Raw genomic sequence first — 20,334 nt, 5'->3', positions numbered from 1 at the left:
GGAGGCTGATGAGTATATTGAAGAAAAAACCTTTGGAGCAGCTGGGATATGGATTTATCCCAGCTGAATTTATTCCAGCAGGACAGGACGAATATACCCTGCGTTTTCAACAAAATCCGCGGAATGACTTTCGGGATTTGACGGATGAAGAGATTCAGCAGTTAATCAAAAACGGCAACTGGTCCAGCGACTGGTCCAAAGTTAAAGTATCGGCGGTGTTTGATCCAAATCAGATCCAACATTGTAAATTCTATGGTCTGGTCCGTATCGGAAATCTGAGCCCAAGTTACCTGGACTATCGCAATTTGAAATTGCCTATAGGCCTGTATCATTCGACGATTGTAAGTTCGGATTTTGGCGACGATGTTGCTGTCCATCACGTGGGTTTTCTGTCTTACTTTATCGTTGGTAATGAGGTGCTGTTAAGCCAGATTAAGGAAATGGAAACAGGCAGTACAGCGAAATTTGGCAATGGTATCCTCCGCGATGGCGAAGCGCCCGAAAAACGGATACAGCTGGAGCTCTGCAATGAAAATGGTGCACGCTCGGTCTATCCTTTTGATGGCATGCAGTCTGCAGACGTCTACCTGTGGACCCGTAATCGACAGGACCATGTGCTGCAACGCCGATTTGGGGAATTAACTGATCAGAAATTTGGCAGTCAACGTGGCTTTTACAGTCAGATCGGCGACCGTTGTGTCATCAAAAATACCTTCACGATCAAAAATGTAAAGATCGGAACTGATGTATATATCAAAGGGGTCAGCAAACTGAAAAATGTGACAGTAAATTCCTCGCAGGAATCTTATACCCAGATTGGCGAGGGCTGTGAGCTTGTCAATGGTATCATAGGCTACGGCTGCCGCATATTTTACGGTGTTAAAGCCGTGCGTTTTATCTTGGCTTCTTATTCGCAGTTGAAGTACGGTGCCCGTCTGATCAACTCGTATCTGGGAGACAACTCCACCATTTCCTGTTGCGAAGTATTAAATTCTTTGATCTTCCCGGCACATGAGCAGCACCATAACAATTCTTTTCTATGTGCGGCGCTCGTGATGGGCCAAAGTAATATGGCTGCGGGAGCTACGGTAGGATCCAATCACAACTCTAGAGCAGCGGACGGTGAAATTATCGCGGGACGTGGTTTTTGGCCGGGACTCTGTGTCAGTTTAAAACACAACTCCAGATTTGCATCGTATTGTCTTATTGTCAAAGGAGATTTTCTGCACGAGTTGGACATTAGATTGCCTTTTACGTTGGTGAGCAATGACGTACAACATGATCAGCTGGTATTGATTCCGGGCTATTGGTTTATGTACAATATGTACGCGCTGGTGCGTAATGCCAATAAATATGAAGCCAGGGATAACCGACATTTCAAAAACCAATATTTTGAATACGATATGTTGGCACCGGATACGGTGAATGAAATGTTTGAAGGAATGGATCTGTTGGCTTTGGCCGTTGCAGATAGTCTTCATACCGCAGCAGGTAAGGAAGCGCAGGAGCGTATTATTGCCGGCCGGGCACTGCTCGCCAACAATATGGATCTCAAGAACCAGACCATTGTGCTCCAAGGAGCAGAGAATTCCCGAAGACCTACCGTGATTCAAAAAGTAGGTGAGGCGTATCATTTGTATCGCTCGTTTATCAAATACTACGGTGTGTTGCATTTGATGGATGCACTCGAGGACGGTCTTTCGCTGCAGGATATCATTGAATCCTTAGCGGATAAGACGCGTACAAGCTGGCAGAATATAGGTGGGCAGCTGATCGAAAGCAACGCGTTGCAAACTTTTCTGAATGATATTAAATCTAAAAAAATAGATTCTTGGGATGAAGTCCACGAGTTCTATCATGATAAGAGTAAAGCTTATGCCTTGGATAAACGTGAACATGCGCTCTTGTCTTTAATGGAGATTCTAAATTTAGAAGGGATGGCTTTATCAGCAGATAAAATTGTATCTTTGTTGGATCAGGCACTCGGACACCGAATCTGGATTGGTGAACAGATTTACAAATCGCGCGCTAAAGACTACAAAAATCCATTCAAAAACATGGTGTATGCCAATGATGAAGAACGTGATATTGTGGTAGGAAAGCTGGAGGAGAACTCCTTTATCAATCAACAACAAAAAGAATTAGAGACATTTAAGATAAGGGTTGCTAATTTGAAAGGGCAATTTTAAAAGAAAGGCTTCCGCTCGGAAGCCTTTTCTTTTTTGAACTCCACATTGCCTCAAGAATCTCCCACACTGCCCGAAAATCCGCGCTGCTCTCGAGCGTGTGTTACAGTTCTTTAATCATTAATCTTATCAAGAGGTTTGCGTTTATTCTCTTTGATCTGTTTAAAGTGACTCGGTGTAAGTCCAGTAACCTTTTTAAATTGATTACTTAAATAAGCAACACTGGAGTAATTGAGTTTGTAAGCAATTTCACTCAGGGTGAGTTCGTCATAAACCAATAACTCTTTGACATATTCAATTTTCTGGCCAATGAAATATTTTTCGATGGTCATGCCTTCCACTTCTGAAAAAAGATTGGAGATGTAGTTGTAGTCGTGATGTACTTCCTTGCTGATAATTTCGGAAAGATTGAGGTTAGTATCATTATGCTGGTTGCGGATAAGATCCAAAACAAGATGTTTGACCTGCTCAATGATTACCGTTCTTTTATCATCAATGAGTTCAAAGCCAAGCCTGGAAAAGGTGGCAGCAAGTTGCTTGGTCTCCGCTTTGGTTAGTTCTTCTTCGATTTCAACCTGACCCAAGGAAATATGTTTGATATGGAGATTGAGCTTGGCCAATTCATTTTCAACGACCATAATGCACCGATTGCACACCATATTCTTTATCGCAAGTTTCATATGTGAATTATTTTAAATACAAGTTACCAATGTAAACCCAAAAATCGATAATTTATTGGACATGGGGTTGTAAGATTTGGAGATTATCTTGTAGTATTTTTTAAAGCGTTACGGTTTGATTTCAATTGGAGTGCCAATTGGAACTGCTTTAAAAAGTTCATCAATCTCCGAGTTAGTTAGCGCCATACAACCTAAAGTCCAGTCCATGTGCCGCTGCAACTTGCCGATAAAGCCCATACCATTTCTAAGCCCGTGGATCTTAATGTCGCCGCCGGCTGCCTTTCCTAAGGCTTTGGCCTGGGCGATATCTGCTTGATTGGGGTAGGAGACCCCAAGGTTTTTGTGGTAGTCGCTATACTGATTTTTGTCGTTGATCGTATATAGACCCTCAGGTGTTTTTAAATCGCCTTCAAACTGTTTGGCACCGATAGGTCGCCTACCCAGTGAAATCCGGTAAGTTTTTAACAGCCTTCCGTCACTATACGCTAATAGCGACCTTTTCGATTTGTAGACGACAAGCTTGTCGACTTTAGCATTGTTACTTAGTGCAAGTTCCGGATAGCTGTTGTAGCCCAACAGCCCCAGAGCAATAAGGATAAAGAGAGCGATAACCGTTTTTAATACTATTTTACGTTTTTTTTGTCGCTTCATCTTTGATACGTTTTAAAAGTGTATAAATGGGTAAACGAAGTGCCAGACACTGCGCTGGCACTCGGTTTATTTTTATGCTTTCGTTTTCCGGAAGATAAAGTACAATCCGACTAATATAAAAGGTATACTCAATAACTGACCCATGTTTAGAGCCATGCTTTGCTCGAACGCTTCCTGGTCGATTTTAAAATGTTCCAGAACCATACGCGCGCCGAACAATAAGACCATAAAAATGCCGAATAGCTGACCTCTCTGACGGTTGGGATTTGACTTGAATAGGGAACCGATGATGATAAAGATCAAAATATAAGCGATAGCTTCATAAAGCTGTCCGGGATGACGGGGTATATTGTCTACACGTTCGAAGACAATAGCCCAAGGAAGGTCGCTGGGGGTTCCAATGATTTCGGAATTAAAGAAATTCCCAATACGGATAAGTGCGCCGGCAATAGGGACAACGACAACGAGTCGGTCTGCCAGCCACAGAAAATCGGTTTTCGTTTTTCTGCAAAATAAATAAAGAGCGACAAGAATCCCCATGGCCCCGCCATGGGAAGCTAGGCCTGCAAAGCCTGTGATATGAAATCCTGTATTATCCCACTTGAACGGTAGGAAAATCTCCAGGATATGATCTTTATAATACTCAAAATCGTAAAACAGGCAGTGCCCCAATCGTGCTCCGATTAAAGTGCCCAGAAAAATATAAATTGATAGTTGATCTAGCTGCTCCTGTGTACGGCCTTCTTTTTTGAAAATACGCAACATAATGACGTATGAGACAAAAAATGCCAATAGCCAGCACAATGCATAATAACGCAGGGCAAAGGCGCCGAAGTTGAACATTTCAGGGTCAATATTCCAATGTATTGCACTTAATATTGAATTCATAAATTTTATAGCTGTTTAAATTACTTTGGAGTAAAGATAAGCTTTAATCTCATTTTTTTGGGTATAATTTGCTTAAACAGGAGCAACACGATCATGGCGTTTGTTATTTCCGGTAGGCAGGCCTTCTTTCTGCTATTATTTTCCAAAAAACATTTTTACTTTTGCAATTCATTGAAATTTTCATATTTTGACGAAAGTAAATAGAAAAGGAAAAGATGGCAGAAAAAAACAAGAAAAAAGAGCCGAAACACAATACGATTGTGACTAAAGATTCGCTTTCATTTTTTGAAAAATATATCAACAACGCTTCTCCGACAGGATTTGAGTGGGATGGACAGCGTTTATGGCTGGATTATTTAAAGCCTTATGTCGACGAGACGTTTGTAGACAACTACGGTACTGCCGTGGGTGTAATTAACCCGAAGGCGGAGTACAAAGTGGTTATAGAGGCTCATGCTGATGAGATTTCTTGGTTTGTCAATTATATAACAAAAGACGGGCTGATCTATGTGATACGCAACGGTGGTTCGGATCACCAGATAGCACCCTCTAAGCGCGTGAATATTCATACGGAGAACGGTATCGTTAAAGCCGTATTCGGCTGGCCGGCTATTCATACACGTTCGGGCGAGAAAGAAGAGAACCCTACATTAAAAAATATCTTTTTGGATTGCGGTTGCAGCACCAAAGAGGAGGTCGAAGCATTGGGTATCCATGTCGGTTGTGTGATCACCTACGAAGATACATTCTCTATCCTGAATGATCGTTATTATGTCGGACGTGCGATGGACAATAGGGCCGGTGGCTTTATGATCGCTGAGGTGGCACGCTTGCTAAAAGAGAATAAAAAGAAATTGCCATTTGGATTATATATCGTAAATTCGGTGCAGGAAGAAATTGGTTTACGTGGAGCAGAAATGATTGCAGACCGGATTAAACCGAATGTCGCTATCGTTACCGATGTAACGCATGATACGCAGACTCCGATGATTAATAAGATCACGCAGGGGGACCTGTTCTCAGGAAAAGGCCCGGTATTGTCGTATGCACCAGCAGTGCAGATCAATTTGAATAAGCTGTTGGTGAAGGTTGCTGAAAAGAATAATATTCCTTTCCAGCGTCAGGCTTCTTCCCGTTTTACTGGAACTGACACGGACGCATTCGCCTATAGTAATGGTGGCGTACCCTCGGCGTTGATTTCTTTGCCACTGCGATACATGCACACGACAGTAGAGATGGTTCATAAAGAGGATGTCGACAACGTGATCAGACTGATCTATGAAACATTATTGAATATAGAGAATGGTCAAGACTTTAGAACATTTACAAAGTAGAATAAAGTAGAATTTAGAATATATTAACTTATCATTAGAATTATTATGGAAAATAACCAAAATCAAAACGAATTGAGCATCGAGTTGACAGAAGAAGTAGCAGAAGGAATCTACTCAAATCTTGCGATTATCACTCACTCTAATACTGAATTTGTGGTTGACTTTATCCGTGTGATGCCAGGAGTGCCAAAAGCAAAAGTGAAATCAAGAATCGTTTTGACTCCGGAGCATGCTAAACGCTTGTTAGGTGCATTGGTTGATAACGTGAATCGTTTCGAAGCGTTGAACGGACCGATTAAAATGGATGTAGGCGCTGTTGAACAACCTCAACAAGGTGGTGACCCTACTGTAGCATTTCCTTTCGGAACTCCACAAGGTCAAGCATAGTTGATAAAAGCGATCCCTAAGATATAAAAAGCGTCAATGATCCCATTGACGCTTTTTTTTGTCCTTAATTTAACAATTACTGTTGTTTCGCCCTTAAGAACGAGCTTCAAAATGTACTATAGCAACGTTTTATCGCGCCTTCTGAAATCCTATCGTACCTAATCTTTTCGGATTTTCTCCATATAAACGAACTTATGTACTCAAAAGTTGTTATCTATGGATGCTGGCCATTTTAGTGCATGCGACATACTCGGATATTACCTATGGATAGCCCTTGTACCAGGCCTTTACTTTTACTAAATTTAGATAACTAATTTCAAAAAGGAGAATTATATGGATATTCAAGTGCGGAACTTGACAAAGAAGGATTATGTTGATTTGAAAAAATCGATGGAACAGGCATATGATGGTGTAGGTGAAACCTGGTCGAAAGAAAATATTCAAGACCTGATCGATTTATTTCCAGAAGGACAATTATGTGTGGAGATTGATGGGCATGTTGTCGCTTGTGCCCTGTCCATTATTCTGAATTCAAAAAAGAATAATATCTACGATAGCTATTATGAGATTATTGATAATGGCAAGTTTACCAAGCATAGTGATGATGGCGATACCCTCTATGGGATAGAAGTTTTTGTGCATCCCAGTCATCGGGCTCTTCGACTTGGACGCCGGCTTTATGATGCACGTAAGGAGCTGTGCGAACAGATGAACCTCAAAGGTATCATTGCTGGCGGTCGGATACCCAATTACCATAATTATGCAGATAAAATGAGTCCGCGGGTGTATATTGAAAAGGTCAAGCGCAAAGAAATTTTTGACCCCACTTTAACGTTTCAGCTTTCAAACGATTTTCACGTCAAGAAAATCCTCAAGCATTATCTTCCTGAAGATGCTGAATCGATGGAGTTTGCTACGCTCCTCGAGTGGAACAATATTTATTATGAGGCCGAGACGCGATCGATTTCGACAACAAAGCAAACCATCCGTCTGGGGTTGGTGCAATGGCAGATGCGTTTATTTGATAATCTTGATGCATTTTACGATCAGATTGAATTCTTTGTGGATACAGTAAGTGATTATGGAACCGATTTTATTATGTTTCCCGAGTTTTTCAATACGCCGCTCATGAGCCCGTACAACGATCTTCCGGAACGTTTGGCAATGGAAAGGCTTGCGCAGCACACTGCGGAGATTATTGATCGCATTCAGCAATTTGCCGTTTCCTATAACGTTAACATTATAGCAGGCTCTATGCCTTTGGTAGAAAATAAAAAACTCTACAATGTTTCTTACCTCTGCCATCGCAATGGTAAACTGGATCAGTTTAAGAAAATCCATATTACACCGAACGAATTTAAATACTATGGTATGGTCGGGGGGAGTGAAGTGAAGGTTTTTGATACCGACTGTGGTAAGGTAGGGCTATTAATCTGCTACGATGTCGAATTCCCTGAGTTGAGCCGAATCTTGGCAGACCAGGGCATGCAAATTCTCTTTGTTCCCTTTATGACCGATACACAAAATGGTTATATCCGTGTGCGTACCTGTGCGCAGGCCAGAGCGATAGAAAACGAATGTTACGTAGCTATCGCTGGTTCTGTGGGCAATTTGCCGCGTGTGAACAATATGGATATTCAATATTCGCAGTCTGCTGTCTTTACGCCTTCAGATTTTGCCTTTCCAAATAATGCCATTAAAGCGGAGGCAACCCCAAATGCCGAAATGGTACTGATCGCCGACGTTGATCTGTATGCACTTCGGGATCTACATGAATATGGTACCGTTAAAATCAAGAAGGATCGGCGTAAGGATCTATATGAAGTAAAACTTTTAAAGTAATTTTATATATGCTTTTAATTTAATAAAATATGATACAAAAAGTCAAGTGGGGAACGCTGTCGATGGTTTTCATGATGATGTCATGTCAGTCAAATAAGAAAAGCGATACAGCTCAAGAGATCCGGACCAGTTTTTTTGACGTTTCGGGAATGGATACCACGGCGCATCCAGGGGATAATTTTTTTGAGTATGCGAATGGAGCCTGGATGAAAAATACCCAGATCCCGGCATCAGAAACAGGATGGGGGTCATTTTACATTCTCGAGAATGAAAATTTGGAGAAGCTCAGATCTGTTTTGAAAAACGCAGCAAAATCAGCTGACAAGAAGGGATCCGATCAGCAAAAGGCAGGCGATTTCTATGCCAGTGGCATGGATACCGTGACCATCGACAAATTGGGAGCAAAGCCGATCGAAGGAGCAATCCAGAAAATCAATGGGTTGAAAAGCATCGAAGAACTGATCGCTTATGCTGCAGATGGATTTAAGGAGGGTGATGGAGACCTCTTTACATTTTATGTCGCTGCGGATGATCGGATCAGTACGAAAAATGCATTGCAATTTTTTCAGGGCGGACTTAATCTACCTGAAGCAAGTTATTACCTCGATCAGGATGATAAAGCAAAGAAAATCAGAAAGGCTTATGTGGCCTATCTGGTTAAATTGTTTGGACTGATCGGAGAGGGTGCCAACGCACAAAGATTGGCAGAGGAAGTACTTCAACTGGAAACCGCTATCGCCAAATCTCATGCGACTCCGGTAGAATTGCGTGATCCCGTTAAAAATTATCATAAATTTGCGGTGCAGGATTTCCAAAAACAGACGCCAAATCTTAACTGGAGGGATATCCTAAGTCGTTTGGATATCAAAACCGATACCATGCTCGTGCAGCAACCTAAGTTCTATCTTGCTTTAAATAATCTGTTGAAATCACAATCGCTAGCGACCTGGAAGACAAAGCTCAAAGCAGATTTAGCAAATGCATCGGCTAACGCTTTGAGCAAGGAATTTCGAGAAGCTAAATTTGAGTTGTTTGGAAAAATATTGAATGGTCAGCAGCAGGAGAAAGAACGTTGGAAATTAATGGTGAGCTCCGCAGATCAAAACTTGGGGGAGATTGTCGGAAAGTTATATGTGGATGAATATTTCAAACCTGAAGCAAAGAAACGGATGCTTGAATTGGTCGACAACCTACAAAAGGTGTATAAAAGTCGCATCGAGAAATTGGACTGGATGACACCGGAGACAAAGAAGAAAGCAATCGAAAAATTGGAGGCTTTCACCAAGAAAATCGGTTATCCTGAAAAGTGGAAAGATTATAAGGACGTGGAAGTTGCCAAAGATACCTACTATGCCAATTTACAGTCTGCAGCCAAACATGCTTATAAAGAAATGGTAGGCAAAATCGGTAAACCGGTTGACAAGTCGGAATGGCTGATGACAACACCTACCGTAAATGCATACTATAATCCGCCTTACAACGAAATTGTATTTCCAGCCGGGATATTGCAATTTCCATTTTTCGATGTGAACGCAGACGACGCAGTAAACTATGGCGCTATTGGTGCCGTTATCGGCCACGAGATGACCCACGGCTTTGATGATCAGGGGCGTCAATATGATAAAGATGGTAATTTGAGCGATTGGTGGACTGCGGTCGATGCAAAACAGTTTACAGAGAGGGCCAATCAGGTAGCGAAGTTATATAGTAGTTTCACCTTGTTGGACAATCAACATGTGAATGGTGAACTCACGTTGGGCGAAAATCTCGCTGATATCGGAGGACTCAATATTGCCTATGACGCCTTTAAATTGACCAAGCAAGGGCAAGGGCAAGAGAAAATCGATGGTTTTACACCGGATCAACGCTTCTTCCTGAGTTTCGCGCAGGTGTGGCGCGTAAAGAGTAGCGATGAAAGAATGCGGTTGCGTTTAAAAGTCGATCCGCATAGCCCCGAACAATTTCGCGTAAATGGCCCAGTGTATAATATGGAGGCTTTCTACAAGGCATTTAATATACAGCCCACGGCAAAAATGTATGTGGCACCCGAGAAGAGAGTTTTGGTTTGGTAATAACTTTTGGGCACGAATGGTATTGTCTTGATGCTGGTTAGGGCAATACTATTCACAAAATAACGTTTAAGTAGAAATGAAAATGTAAATTTGTCTTTGAATTATGATAAAAACTGATTACTTTTGCCCTTCATTTAATAACACATTTAATTAATTAACAATGTACGCAATAGTAAATATAGCAGGACAGCAATTTAAAGTTGCAAAAGACCAGTTCCTTTTTGTACACCGTTTACAAGGAGATGAAGGCGCTAGTATTGAATTTGACAATGTATTGTTAGCAGAAGACGGTGGTAAATTTACCATTGGTACACCTAGCGTTGCTGGTGCAAAAGTTTCGGCTAAAATTTTGTCTCATTTAAAAGGCGATAAAGTTATCGTTTTCAAGAAAAAACGTCGTAAAGGCTACAAAAAGAAAAACGGTCACCGTCAACAATTTTCTAAAATCCAGATTACTGGTATTACGTTATAATTGAATTTTTAATCAGACAAACAGTCTTAAATTAAGATAAAGAAATGGCACACAAAAAAGGTGCAGGTAGTTCGAAGAACGGCCGTGAGTCACATAGCAAGCGTTTAGGTATCAAAATCTTCGGTGGTCAACAAGCAATCGCTGGTAACATCATCGTACGCCAACGCGGTACACAACACAATCCTGACACAAATGTTGGTATTGGTAAAGACCACACATTGTTCGCTTTAGTAGACGGTAAAGTAGTTTTCCGTAAAAAAGCTAACAATAAATCTTATGTATCTGTAGTTCCTACAGAACAAGCATAAGGTTTTGCAACAATATTTAAGAGGCATCAAGAAATTGATGCCTTTTTTTTTACTACTTATCTGCTTTTTCCTTATGCCAGCGGCCGCACCAGGCCACCTCGGAAGCTGTTGCAATAGCGCACTAACACCATCTTAAAAAGTTTGGTTGCAGCACACTACTGTTTAAAAGTCTCATCCCACTGTACTCAATTTGTTAGGGTTGATAATGAACTGTTTAAGGTTTTTAAACAGATTTAAATTGTTATTTTCTGTTAAATGTAACTGCTTTGGTACAATTTTTATAAAATATTAGTGTTTCTAAAATAAACACCAATTGATGAAATATCGACAGAGACTGAATAGGGCTTTCCACGCAGCAGCAGCGACGCCGGCTTGGTTTGTATATCTGTACACGATGTGCGTGTGTAGACGAGATGATTTAGATATTTTATGCCTATAAAAGAGCGAAATGTGATGGATTCATGTGTCCATATCATGCAAAAAAGAACGAATAAATACTTACATATGAAATACAATAAGTTGGGATATGTTATGTGCGCTGGATTATTTGCCTGTTCATTCTATTCCTGTAGTTCCATTTATATGCCCAATGTGCCATCCGCGCCAATGTTTACAGAAGCGGGGGAAGTATATGTGTCGGGTAATATTAATACCAAAGCCAATGTATCGGCAAACCTCGGTGTAGCTGTCACTGATCACGTGGCGGTGATTGCCAATGGTTCCTATGTAGATAGTAGATCCAATATCAAAGACTATGCGCAAAAGATGGGAGAGGCAGGAATAGGCTATTATACACGGTTTGGTCGTAAAAATAATCGCGTATTTGAGGTTTATGGCGGTTATGGGGTGGGAAATACGAGTGTAATAGATAAGCGTTCATCGACAATGGGACAGGCAATTGTGGAAACGAAGGACATGGATTTTGACAAAGTGTTTGTACAGGTCAACTTTTCATCGGAAAAAAAGGATGCCCTGAAACTATTTGGTAACCGGCATGACATCGATTATGGTACCATCATCCGTCTGAGCAATATGCGCATGAAGAATTTTGCGATCGATGGCCTTCCGGCAGAAAAAGAGGAAAATATGCTGGTAGAACCTGTATTTTATACCCGGATGGGGCTTGGAAAAGGGTGGAAGCTGCAGTATACAAATGGTATGGTTTTCGGTCTCAAAAGTAATACCTATTTAAAAGCAGGATATCCATTGTTTACGTTGGGAGTTTTATATAAATTTGGAGGAAAATAGCGGCTATGAACAAGAAAATATTATTGGCGTTTTTTGTAGTGCTGGGTTTGTTTATTTCCGGCTGTGGAGTAAATCGACAAAAAGCGCAGATCGAGAACTTGGCGAAATGTAAGTTCGATGTAGAATCAGTGGATAGTATCCGGTTGGCAGGCACATCCCTGCAACGACTGATCAGAAATAATCAGATTGACTTAGGAGCCGCGCCAAGCTTAGCATTGGCGTATTTGCGGAAGGATATCCCTTTAGACGCCGTAATCCGGCTTAAAATAGATAATCCAACGCTTAAGAAAGCGTCCATTAATAAATTTCAATATATCATTCTTTACGGTGGGCAGCAGCTTGTTGAAGGTATTGTCAATCAGTCCTTACAAATAGAACCCGGAGAATCTACGGTCGCTAATGTACGTATAGCAACCAACATCTACGATTTGTTGAAAAATTCGGATCTACAGGATTTTTTAATGTCAAGCGATGAAAATAAAAAAGGAATATTCACGTTAAAAGTGAAACCTTCAATCAATATCGCCGGTCAATCTGTTTTCTATCCAGGTTATATTACCATAGATAAAGCGGTAAGCCGCAAGATCCTGCTTTAGCGTATAAGCGTAAGCGGCTAGATAATAAGGTTTTTCATGAAAGTGGAAAACCTTTTTTGTTTATTCGGCGGGCAAAGGATTGGTCAGAGGCAGTTTACCAACTGCTTTCAAAACTGTGGGCCTTGTTGAAATGGGGTAGATTTTAGGAGCTGATTTTTCCATTGTTGCGATTTTTGGAGGGTGGTATGTGATTTTGCTAAACCGTTATTATAAATGGACTATTATGTGAAGAATTAAACTGTAATAAAAAAGTTATAGTGTCAAAGTGTAAAGTATACACCTTATTTTATATTTTAGTCCTTAATTACAAACCTAAATATGTTTAAAAAAATCTTTATTCCTGTTTTATTATTTACTGGCGTACATGCTATGGCGCAAAAGGCCTTCGAGCCATACGAGCAGTCTATTGAAGGAACTAATTTGACATTCAAAATGCTCGCCATCCCTGGCGGTAATTTTAAAATGGGAAGTACGCATGGAGGTAAGGAGGATGAAAAGCCTGCGCATGAGGTTAAGTTGGATCCGTTTTGGATGGGTCAGTATGAAGTAACATGGGATCTGTTTGAGCCATTTCTCTATAAAGACTATGAGATTGCAAAGAGCAAGGACGGACAAGTAACCAAAGAAATCGATGCTGTTACCCGACCGACCAAACCGTATTTGGATATGACTTTTGGTTTTGGGAAAGAAGGACATCCAGCCTTGGCAATGACCCATTACAATGCCATCCAATTCTGTAAATGGCTATATGTGCGCACCGGGGTGTTTTATCGTTTGCCCACAGAGGCGGAGTGGGAGTATGCTGCCAGAGCAGGTTCCAAGACAGCGTATTTTTTCGGTGATCAAGCAACGCAACTAGCAGATTACGCTTGGTTTAAAGAAAATGCGGAAGAGAAAACGCATGTTGTCGGACAAAAGAAGCCGAACCCCTGGGGGCTTTATGATATTTATGGCAATGTAGCCGAGTGGACTTACGACCAATATAAAGCCGATAGCTACAGCGAAGGCACGGGAAAGGTGTTGACCAACCCGGTAGTGGTACCAACTACCCTCTATCCACACGTTGTCCGTGGTGGTGCATTCGATAGCGCTGCTGATGACCTTCGTTCGGCGGCTCGTGGAGCATCAGATCCAGTATGGAAGCAACTGGACCCGCAAGTACCAAAAAGTAACTGGTGGTTTCCAGAAGCACCTTTCGTCGGACTGAGATTGGTAAGACCAGCTACTCCGCCTAGCCATGAGGAGATTATGGCGTATTATGATAAAAAACCAATTAAAGATTTTTAAAAATAAAATAATCAATATAAAACTGTTATGGAGAATCTAGAAAGAAGAGATTTTATTAAAACTTCTGCTGTAGTAGCCGGTGGCGCAATGTTGAGCTCGTTACCGCTATCGGGCGCATATGCTGCAGGTTCAGATGTCATCAAAGTTGCCTTAGTCGGCTGTGGGGGCCGGGGAACAGGAGCTACTTTCGATGCACTGAGCTCGGGAATGAACATTAAGGTTGTGGCTTTGGCCGATGCCTTTAAAGATAATTTAGATAGTACATATAATACTCTCAAAGAAAAATGGCAAGATAAGATCGATGTGAGCGACAACCATAAATTTGTCGGATTCGACGCTTATAAAGATGCGATTCAATTGGCAGATGTTGTTATCTTAGCCACGCCGCCAGGATTTAGACCGGCACATTTCGAAGAGGCAATCCGCCAGGGTAAGCATGTTTTCATGGAAAAACCCGTCGCCGTTGACATCCCGGGAGTGCAACAGGTGTTGCGGGCAGCGGCAGAAGCGAAGCGCAAAAAACTGAATGTTGTTGTGGGGTTGCAACGCCGTTATCAAACAAATTACCGGGAGGCTATCAAACGTATCCAAGAAGGTGCCATCGGTGATGTTACATCGGGACAAGTGTATTGGAACTCGGGTGGTGTATGGGTGCGTCCACGCAAACCGGAACAGACAGAAATGGAATATCAAATGCGTAACTGGTATTATTTCAACTGGTTGTGCGGTGACCATATTGTCGAACAGCATGTGCACAATATTGATATCGCCAACTGGGTAAAAGGAGCTTATCCGGTATCGATTCAAGGCACAGGAAGTAGGGCCCATCGTACCGGTAAAGAGTATGGTGAAATATACGACAATTTTGCATTAGAGTTGACCTATGCGGATAACAGTGTTGTCTACAGCCAGTGTAGACACTTTGAAGGAATTCATAACCGGGTTGACGAACAATTCCAGGCAACCAAAGGACGGGCTTATCTCTCTGCAGGTGGACAGGCTGTATTGTACGACTGGAAAGGAAAAGAAATCTATCGGCATGATGCTAAAGGGAATCCAAACCCCTACCAACAAGAACATAAAGAACTTTTTGCGGCCATTTCTAAAGGCGAATATAAATTTGATAATGCTGAATACGGTGCTTACAGTACATTGACAGGTATTATCGGACGTATTGCTTGTTATACAGGTAAAGTAATCAAGTGGGACGAAGCATTGAAATCGACCATTAAATTGGGCCCTGATGTACTCGCATGGGATGCAAAACCAAAATTGCTGCCAGATGCAGAAGGCTTTTATCCGGTAGCAGTGCCTGGCCAAAATACCAACCTCTATATTTAAGCTTTTGGGCTGATGAAATTAAAGTGGTATGTGTGTGTCCTATTTTTTAGTATCGTTTGTCGCATGCATGTACAGGCGCAAACCCCATTGCCTAAATTACACAAAATAAGGCTGGAAGGTCCCGCGCAGGGGACACAATACCATATCACTTATTTTGCTTCCGACAGTCTTTTGAGACGGTCGGAAGTTGATAGTATATTGATGGCGATCGATTTGTCGATGTCAATATATCGCAAGGACTCGAAAATATCCCAGTTCAATACCGATTCGGTGAGGTCTATTGTCATGGATAACCACATGGCCAAGGTAATAAAAGCTTCCTTTAAGTATCATAAATTATCACGTGGTCAATTTGATATTACGATTGCTCCGTTGGTCAACCTTTGGGGTTTTGGTGCCTATAAGAGTCCGGTAATTCCAGATTCGGCGACGGTATTGAAAGTGAAGCAACTTGTTGGCATGCAGTATCTAAAGGTCCGTGGCAGCCATCTGATAAAAAAGAAAGATGGAATTAAAATTGATGTCAATGGTATTGCACAGGGTTATACGGTAGATGTTTTGGCGGACTATCTTGAGCGAAAGGGAATTGTGAATTATATCGTTGAGGTCGGTGGTGAAATCAGGGCTTCGGGTACGCCGCCTGGAGGGCAGGGGTTTTCCATTGGCATTGTTCAGCCAGATGATGATGGTGGTGAAGAATTGATTACTGCTGTGGCGCAGCTAAGAGAAGGAGCGCTGACCACAGCTGGTAGTTTCGAAAAGTATATTCAATATAAAGGGAAAAAATTGGGACACCATATCGATCCCGTTTCAGGTTTTCCATATCAGAGCGATATCCTAAGTGTCAGCGTCTATGCAAAAACTGCTATGGAAGCAGATGCACTGGATAATTATTTTATGGGCATGGAACCCGATAAAGTGATGACAGAAGCCAAAAAAATGAAAGGTGTGGCAGTATTTGTCATTTTTAAAAATAAAAATCAATCCATTCAAGCGATTTATTCGGAGGGATTTGGTAAATTATTTAAAAATTAATCAATTATAAAATAAAATGAAGAGATCGGATTTTATTAAAGGTAGTCTTTTGGCCACTGGAGCCGGACTAGCTGGTCAGACTTTTGCGTCAACAAATCAACATACAGCTAATATGATGGATAAAGGTAAGACATTCAACCTAAATTACGCACCCCACCAAGGGATGTTCAAAAATTATGCAGGTGATAATTTTCTGGATGAAATTCGTTATATGTATGATTTGGGCTTTCGTGGTATAGAAGATAATGGTTTTTTAGGGAGAACTTTGGATGAGCAGAAAAAGATCGGTGATCTTTTGGCTAAGTTAGGCATGACTATGGGGGTATTTGTGGTGGACGGCGGACAAAACTGGATGCCATCATTGGCGACCGGCAAACAAGAGTATTTGGACAAGTTCGTCGAAACATGCAAGAAATCTGTAGAAGCTGCCAAGCGTTGCAATGCAAAATGGCTAACGGTAGTGCCAGGATTTTATGAACGTAGACTTCCGTGGGGCAATCAGTTTAGCAATATCCTAACAGCTATGCGCAAAGGCGCCGAGATCTTTGAGCCGCATGGTTTGGTGATGGTATTGGAAACATTAAGTGATACACCAGATTTGTTTTTGCAGCAAACACATGAGACGTATGCCTTATGTAAGGCCGTGAACAGCCCATCCTGTAAAATTTTATATGATATCTATCATATGCAGCGTACCGAAGGCGATTTAATTGCCAACATGAATCGTTGTTGGGACGAAATTGCCTACATTCAGATCGGCGATAACCCTGGAAGAAAAGAGCCAACTACAGGTGAAATTAATTACAAGAACGTATTCAAACATATTCACGGTAAGGGATATAAGGGAATTATGGGGATGGAACATGGTATCTCCAAGCCAGGTAAAGAAGGCGAGGATCGCTTGGTGGCAGCGTATCGCGAGGTGGATAGCTTTTTGTAATATTTTAATAGTGTACTATTGACAATTAGATTTAATTTCTTAAATTGAGCTGGTAAAACCAATTAGTAGTATTGTAAAACACCATTTTTTTTATGATTTCATCAACAATTAAATTTAAACTATCTTTTATGATGTTCCTCGAATTTTTTATTTGGGGGGGATGGTTTGTCACATTAGGTACTTTCTTGAGCAAGAATTTGAACGCTACAGAATTTGAAAAAGCTAATGTATTTTCAACGCAATCATTGGGTGCGATTATCGCTCCTTTTATTGTCGGAATGATTGCCGACCGCTATTTTAATGCGGAGCGTATTTTGGGTGTTTTGCACTTGGTTGGTGCCGTATTGATGTATCAGATGTATGGTGCTGCAGACATGTCGACATTTTATCCGTATGTATTGGCTTATATGATTCTTTATATGCCAACATTAGCATTGACAAGTTCAGTTTCGTTTAGGCAACTGACCAATCCTGAAAAACAATTTTCAGGTATACGCATCTGGGGCACAATTGGCTGGATCGTTGCAGGTTTAGTTATCAGTTATTTTTGGGATGCAAAAGCTTCTGAAGGGGCATTGAAAAATACCTTTTTATTATCTGGTGTTGCTTCTTTAGTTCTTGGTGTATTTTCGTTTGCTCTGCCTAAGACTCCGCCAGTTAAATTGGATGAGGGCGAAAAACCTTCGTTTGCATCAATCATTGGCCTGGATGCGATTAAATTGTTGAAAGACAAGAACTTTTTGATCTTTTTCGTTTCTTCGGTATTGATCTGTATTCCATTGGCATTTTATTACTCCAATGCTAACCCTTTTCTTTCTGAGATCGGGTTAGAAAATGCAACTGGTAAAATGACTATTGGTCAAGCATCGGAAGTATTGTTCTTATTGGCCTTACCAATCTTCTTTACAAGATTTGGCTTTAAGAAAACAATCCTGGTAGGGATGCTGGCTTGGGTAATTCGCTACCTTTTATTTGCTTATGGCAATGCGGGCGAGTTATCGTTCATGTTGTTGATCGGTATCGCACTGCACGGTATCTGTTATGACTTTTTCTTTGTTTCAGGACAGATTTATACAGATAGCAAAGCTGGTGTTAAATACAAATCGGCTGCTCAGGGCTTAATTACTTTGGCAACTTACGGTGTTGGACAGTTGATCGGTTTCTGGGTTGCGGGCTATGTCGGAGACAAGTACAAAGATTTGAAGGCAACAGACCTGGCGGCTTTCTGGAATCATACCTGGGTCGTACCAGCAATTATCGCAGCGGTGGTATTCTTTATCTTTCTAGCCCTTTTCAAGGACGAAAAGATCGATAGTACAAATGCTGCACACTAAACAGAAAAATAACTATTTAAAAAACAAATAATTAGAAGAGAGATGGCAACAAATACTTATGACGCAATTGTAATCGGTTCGGGGATAAGTGGTGGATGGGCTGCGAAAGAATTGACAGAGAAAGGGCTGAAAACAATTATGCTTGAGCGTGGTCGTAACATCGAACACATCAAAGATTATACTGCGCCAAATAAAAATCCATGGGAATGGCCTCATGCTGGCGGTCGTACGCAAAAAATGATCGAAGAGTATCCAGTTTTGCGTAGAGATTATCCATTGAACGAGAAAAACCTGGATTTTTGGGTAAATGAAAAGGAAAGCCCTTATACAGAAGTCAAACGTTTTGATTGGTACCGTGGGTATCATGTCGGCGGTAGATCGCTTATGTGGGGAAGACAATCTTATCGTTTAGGCGATTTGGATTTCGAAGCTAACTTAAAAGACGGTCACGGTGTGGACTGGCCGATTCGTTATAATGAAATTGCCCCTTGGTATAGTTATGCTGAAAAATTTGCCGGTATCTCGGGTAATCGTGACGGTGTGCCGTCTTTGCCAGATGGAGATTATATGCCTGCAATGGCGATGAATATTGTTGAAAAAGACTTGGCGGAGCGTTTGAAAAAACAATACGGCGGTCAACGTCATTTCATCATGGGTAGAACGGCCAATATTACCGTTCCGCATCACGACCGTGTAAATTGTCAATATCAGAACCAATGCTGGTTGGGTTGTAATTTTGGTGCTTATTTCAGTACACAATCCGCAACTTTACCCGCTGCGAAAAAAACAAATAACCTTACATTACGTCCTTTTTCCATCGTAACTAAAATTATCTACGATAAAAATACGAAAAAGGCAAAAGGTGTAGAAATTGTCGATGCTGAAACAAATCAAACCTATGAATTTTTCGCAAAGGTCATCTTTGTTTGTGCATCTGCATTGAACTCAACGTGGGTATTGATGAATTCTGCTACGGATGTTTGGGAAGGCGGTCTCGGTAGCAGCAGTGGTGAATTGGGGCACAACCTGATGGATCACCATTTCCGTTGTGGTGCCGGAGGTAAGATTGATGGTTATTTGGATAGCTACGTGTACGGCCGCAGACCAACAGGTTTGTATGTGCCTCGTTTTGTAAACGTAGAAGGTGATACCAAAAAACGTGATTATGTTCGTGGATTTGGATACCAGGGTGCGGCAGGTCGCGGACGTTGGTCTGGTGCTGTTGCAGAAATGGAAGTTGGCGGGGCATGGAAAGATGCAATCTGCGAACCAGGTGACTGGACCGTAGGTTTTACCGCTTTCGGAGAAACACTGCCTTATCACGAAAACAAAGTTACGCTCGATAAAAGCAAAAAAGATAAATGGGGATTACCTGTATTATCATTTGACGCGGAGATCAAGGATAATGAATTAAAGATGCGTGGTGACATGCAGAACGAAATGAAAGAAATGTTGGAAAACATTGGCGTGAAAGATATCTATACCTACGATAATGTATATGGCTTCGGTCAAGGTATCCACGAAATGGGAACCGCCCGTATGGGACGTGATCCAAAAACTTCCGTTTTAAATGGTAACAACCAAGTGTGGGATGCATTGAACGTCTTTGTGACTGATGGTGCTTGTATGACTTCTGCAGGTTGTGTCAACCCTTCATTAACGTACATGGCCCTTACTGCTCGTGCAGTTGACTTTGCAGTAAGTGAATTGAAAAAAGGTAACATCTAATAGCT

18 protein-coding genes are annotated in these 20,334 nt (G+C 41.4%); 15 read left to right on the top strand and 3 right to left on the bottom strand.

Going from position 1 to position 20,334, the window contains the following annotated elements; genetic code table 11:
* Positions 1-8 precede the first annotated feature (8 nt).
* The gene (locus J2X77_RS07675; RefSeq protein WP_209581090.1) at positions 9-2,189 is read left to right on the top strand and encodes a DUF4954 family protein; all 2,181 of its coding nucleotides are present in this window, start codon (positions 9-11) and stop codon (positions 2,187-2,189) included.
* A 110-nt stretch (positions 2,190-2,299) separates the two neighbouring features.
* Here the strand turns inward: J2X77_RS07675 and J2X77_RS07670 are convergent, their stop codons facing one another.
* The 3 genes from J2X77_RS07670 to lgt all read right to left on the bottom strand — a co-directional run bounded on the left by J2X77_RS07670 (position 2,300) and on the right by lgt (position 4,405).
* A complete protein-coding gene (locus J2X77_RS07670; protein ID WP_310079966.1) occupies positions 2,300-2,866 on the bottom strand; it encodes an AraC family transcriptional regulator in 567 nt (188 codons plus the stop codon).
* 108 nt (positions 2,867-2,974) lie between these two features.
* Positions 2,975-3,517, bottom strand: coding sequence for a murein L,D-transpeptidase family protein (locus J2X77_RS07665; RefSeq protein WP_209581077.1), 543 nt, complete (start codon positions 3,515-3,517; stop codon positions 2,975-2,977).
* Positions 3,518-3,589: 72 nt separating this feature from the next.
* Complete coding sequence (lgt, locus tag J2X77_RS07660; protein WP_293884492.1) at positions 3,590-4,405, bottom strand: prolipoprotein diacylglyceryl transferase; 816 nt, start codon at positions 4,403-4,405, stop codon at positions 3,590-3,592.
* A gap of 215 nt (positions 4,406-4,620) precedes the next feature.
* Here lgt and J2X77_RS07655 point away from each other — a divergent pair, with 215 nt between their 5' ends.
* The 14 genes from J2X77_RS07655 to J2X77_RS07590 all read left to right on the top strand — a co-directional run bounded on the left by J2X77_RS07655 (position 4,621) and on the right by J2X77_RS07590 (position 20,329).
* A complete protein-coding gene (locus J2X77_RS07655; RefSeq protein WP_209581071.1) occupies positions 4,621-5,739 on the top strand; it encodes a M42 family metallopeptidase in 1,119 nt (372 codons plus the stop codon).
* Positions 5,740-5,784: 45 nt separating this feature from the next.
* The gene (locus J2X77_RS07650) at positions 5,785-6,126 is read left to right on the top strand and encodes a DUF3467 domain-containing protein (protein WP_209581068.1); all 342 of its coding nucleotides are present in this window, start codon (positions 5,785-5,787) and stop codon (positions 6,124-6,126) included.
* A gap of 333 nt (positions 6,127-6,459) precedes the next feature.
* Positions 6,460-7,968 (top strand): carbon-nitrogen hydrolase family protein, encoded by a 1,509-nt coding sequence (locus tag J2X77_RS07645; protein WP_307186064.1) that lies wholly within the window; start codon positions 6,460-6,462, stop codon positions 7,966-7,968.
* Positions 7,969-7,997: 29 nt separating this feature from the next.
* Entirely contained in the window at positions 7,998-10,040 is a 2,043-nt protein-coding gene (locus tag J2X77_RS07640) for a M13 family metallopeptidase (RefSeq protein ID WP_310079962.1), read from the top strand.
* Positions 10,041-10,200: 160 nt separating this feature from the next.
* Positions 10,201-10,512 (top strand): 50S ribosomal protein L21, encoded by a 312-nt coding sequence (rplU, locus tag J2X77_RS07635; protein WP_028068281.1) that lies wholly within the window; start codon positions 10,201-10,203, stop codon positions 10,510-10,512.
* A 44-nt stretch (positions 10,513-10,556) separates the two neighbouring features.
* Positions 10,557-10,820: a 50S ribosomal protein L27 gene (gene rpmA / locus J2X77_RS07630; protein ID WP_046672918.1), complete on the top strand. Its 264-nt coding sequence runs from the start codon at positions 10,557-10,559 to the stop codon at positions 10,818-10,820.
* A 504-nt stretch (positions 10,821-11,324) separates the two neighbouring features.
* Positions 11,325-12,068 carry a hypothetical protein gene (locus J2X77_RS07625; RefSeq protein ID WP_293937097.1) on the top strand — a complete coding sequence of 248 codons (744 nt, stop codon included), beginning with the start codon at positions 11,325-11,327 and terminating at the stop codon, positions 12,066-12,068.
* Between the two features lie 5 nt (positions 12,069-12,073).
* Positions 12,074-12,664, top strand: coding sequence for a hypothetical protein (locus J2X77_RS07620; protein ID WP_209581060.1), 591 nt, complete (start codon positions 12,074-12,076; stop codon positions 12,662-12,664).
* Positions 12,665-12,982: 318 nt separating this feature from the next.
* Complete coding sequence (locus J2X77_RS07615) at positions 12,983-13,951, top strand: SUMF1/EgtB/PvdO family nonheme iron enzyme (RefSeq protein WP_310079937.1); 969 nt, start codon at positions 12,983-12,985, stop codon at positions 13,949-13,951.
* A 27-nt stretch (positions 13,952-13,978) separates the two neighbouring features.
* Positions 13,979-15,292 (top strand): Gfo/Idh/MocA family oxidoreductase, encoded by a 1,314-nt coding sequence (locus J2X77_RS07610; RefSeq protein ID WP_209581036.1) that lies wholly within the window; start codon positions 13,979-13,981, stop codon positions 15,290-15,292.
* A gap of 12 nt (positions 15,293-15,304) precedes the next feature.
* Positions 15,305-16,327: an FAD:protein FMN transferase gene (locus J2X77_RS07605; protein ID WP_209581033.1), complete on the top strand. Its 1,023-nt coding sequence runs from the start codon at positions 15,305-15,307 to the stop codon at positions 16,325-16,327.
* A gap of 16 nt (positions 16,328-16,343) precedes the next feature.
* A complete protein-coding gene (locus J2X77_RS07600) occupies positions 16,344-17,267 on the top strand; it encodes a TIM barrel protein (protein WP_310079934.1) in 924 nt (307 codons plus the stop codon).
* Between the two features lie 95 nt (positions 17,268-17,362).
* Positions 17,363-18,601 carry a nucleoside permease gene (locus tag J2X77_RS07595; RefSeq protein WP_209581274.1) on the top strand — a complete coding sequence of 413 codons (1,239 nt, stop codon included), beginning with the start codon at positions 17,363-17,365 and terminating at the stop codon, positions 18,599-18,601.
* Between the two features lie 42 nt (positions 18,602-18,643).
* Positions 18,644-20,329 (top strand): GMC oxidoreductase, encoded by a 1,686-nt coding sequence (locus J2X77_RS07590; protein ID WP_209581029.1) that lies wholly within the window; start codon positions 18,644-18,646, stop codon positions 20,327-20,329.
* Positions 20,330-20,334 lie beyond the last annotated feature (5 nt).

Origin of the sequence: Sphingobacterium sp. 2149 (genome assembly GCF_031455655.1) — a bacterium.
In the GTDB taxonomy this organism is placed as follows: domain Bacteria; phylum Bacteroidota; class Bacteroidia; order Sphingobacteriales; family Sphingobacteriaceae; genus Sphingobacterium.
This window is presented reverse-complemented; position numbering and strand designations above follow the sequence as displayed.

Excerpts from the sequence above, each read along its gene's own strand:
- J2X77_RS07640 (WP_310079962.1), top strand. The coding sequence starts at position 7,998 with ATGATACAAAAAGTCAAGTGGGGAACGCTGTCGATGGTTTTCATGATG.
- J2X77_RS07650 (WP_209581068.1), top strand. The coding sequence starts at position 5,785 with ATGGAAAATAACCAAAATCAAAACGAATTGAGCATCGAGTTGACAGAA.
- rpmA (WP_046672918.1), top strand. The coding sequence starts at position 10,557 with ATGGCACACAAAAAAGGTGCAGGTAGTTCGAAGAACGGCCGTGAGTCA.
- J2X77_RS07625 (WP_293937097.1), top strand. The coding sequence starts at position 11,325 with ATGAAATACAATAAGTTGGGATATGTTATGTGCGCTGGATTATTTGCC.
- J2X77_RS07675 (WP_209581090.1), top strand. The coding sequence starts at position 9 with ATGAGTATATTGAAGAAAAAACCTTTGGAGCAGCTGGGATATGGATTT.
- J2X77_RS07600 (WP_310079934.1), top strand. The coding sequence starts at position 16,344 with ATGAAGAGATCGGATTTTATTAAAGGTAGTCTTTTGGCCACTGGAGCC.
- J2X77_RS07590 (WP_209581029.1), top strand. The coding sequence starts at position 18,644 with ATGGCAACAAATACTTATGACGCAATTGTAATCGGTTCGGGGATAAGT.
- rplU (WP_028068281.1), top strand. The coding sequence starts at position 10,201 with ATGTACGCAATAGTAAATATAGCAGGACAGCAATTTAAAGTTGCAAAA.
- J2X77_RS07670 (WP_310079966.1), bottom strand. The coding sequence starts at position 2,866 with ATGAAACTTGCGATAAAGAATATGGTGTGCAATCGGTGCATTATGGTC.
- J2X77_RS07655 (WP_209581071.1), top strand. The coding sequence starts at position 4,621 with ATGGCAGAAAAAAACAAGAAAAAAGAGCCGAAACACAATACGATTGTG.
- lgt (WP_293884492.1), bottom strand. The coding sequence starts at position 4,405 with ATGAATTCAATATTAAGTGCAATACATTGGAATATTGACCCTGAAATG.
- J2X77_RS07665 (WP_209581077.1), bottom strand. The coding sequence starts at position 3,517 with ATGAAGCGACAAAAAAAACGTAAAATAGTATTAAAAACGGTTATCGCT.
- J2X77_RS07610 (WP_209581036.1), top strand. The coding sequence starts at position 13,979 with ATGGAGAATCTAGAAAGAAGAGATTTTATTAAAACTTCTGCTGTAGTA.
- J2X77_RS07605 (WP_209581033.1), top strand. The coding sequence starts at position 15,305 with ATGAAATTAAAGTGGTATGTGTGTGTCCTATTTTTTAGTATCGTTTGT.
- J2X77_RS07645 (WP_307186064.1), top strand. The coding sequence starts at position 6,460 with ATGGATATTCAAGTGCGGAACTTGACAAAGAAGGATTATGTTGATTTG.
- J2X77_RS07615 (WP_310079937.1), top strand. The coding sequence starts at position 12,983 with ATGTTTAAAAAAATCTTTATTCCTGTTTTATTATTTACTGGCGTACAT.
- J2X77_RS07620 (WP_209581060.1), top strand. The coding sequence starts at position 12,074 with ATGAACAAGAAAATATTATTGGCGTTTTTTGTAGTGCTGGGTTTGTTT.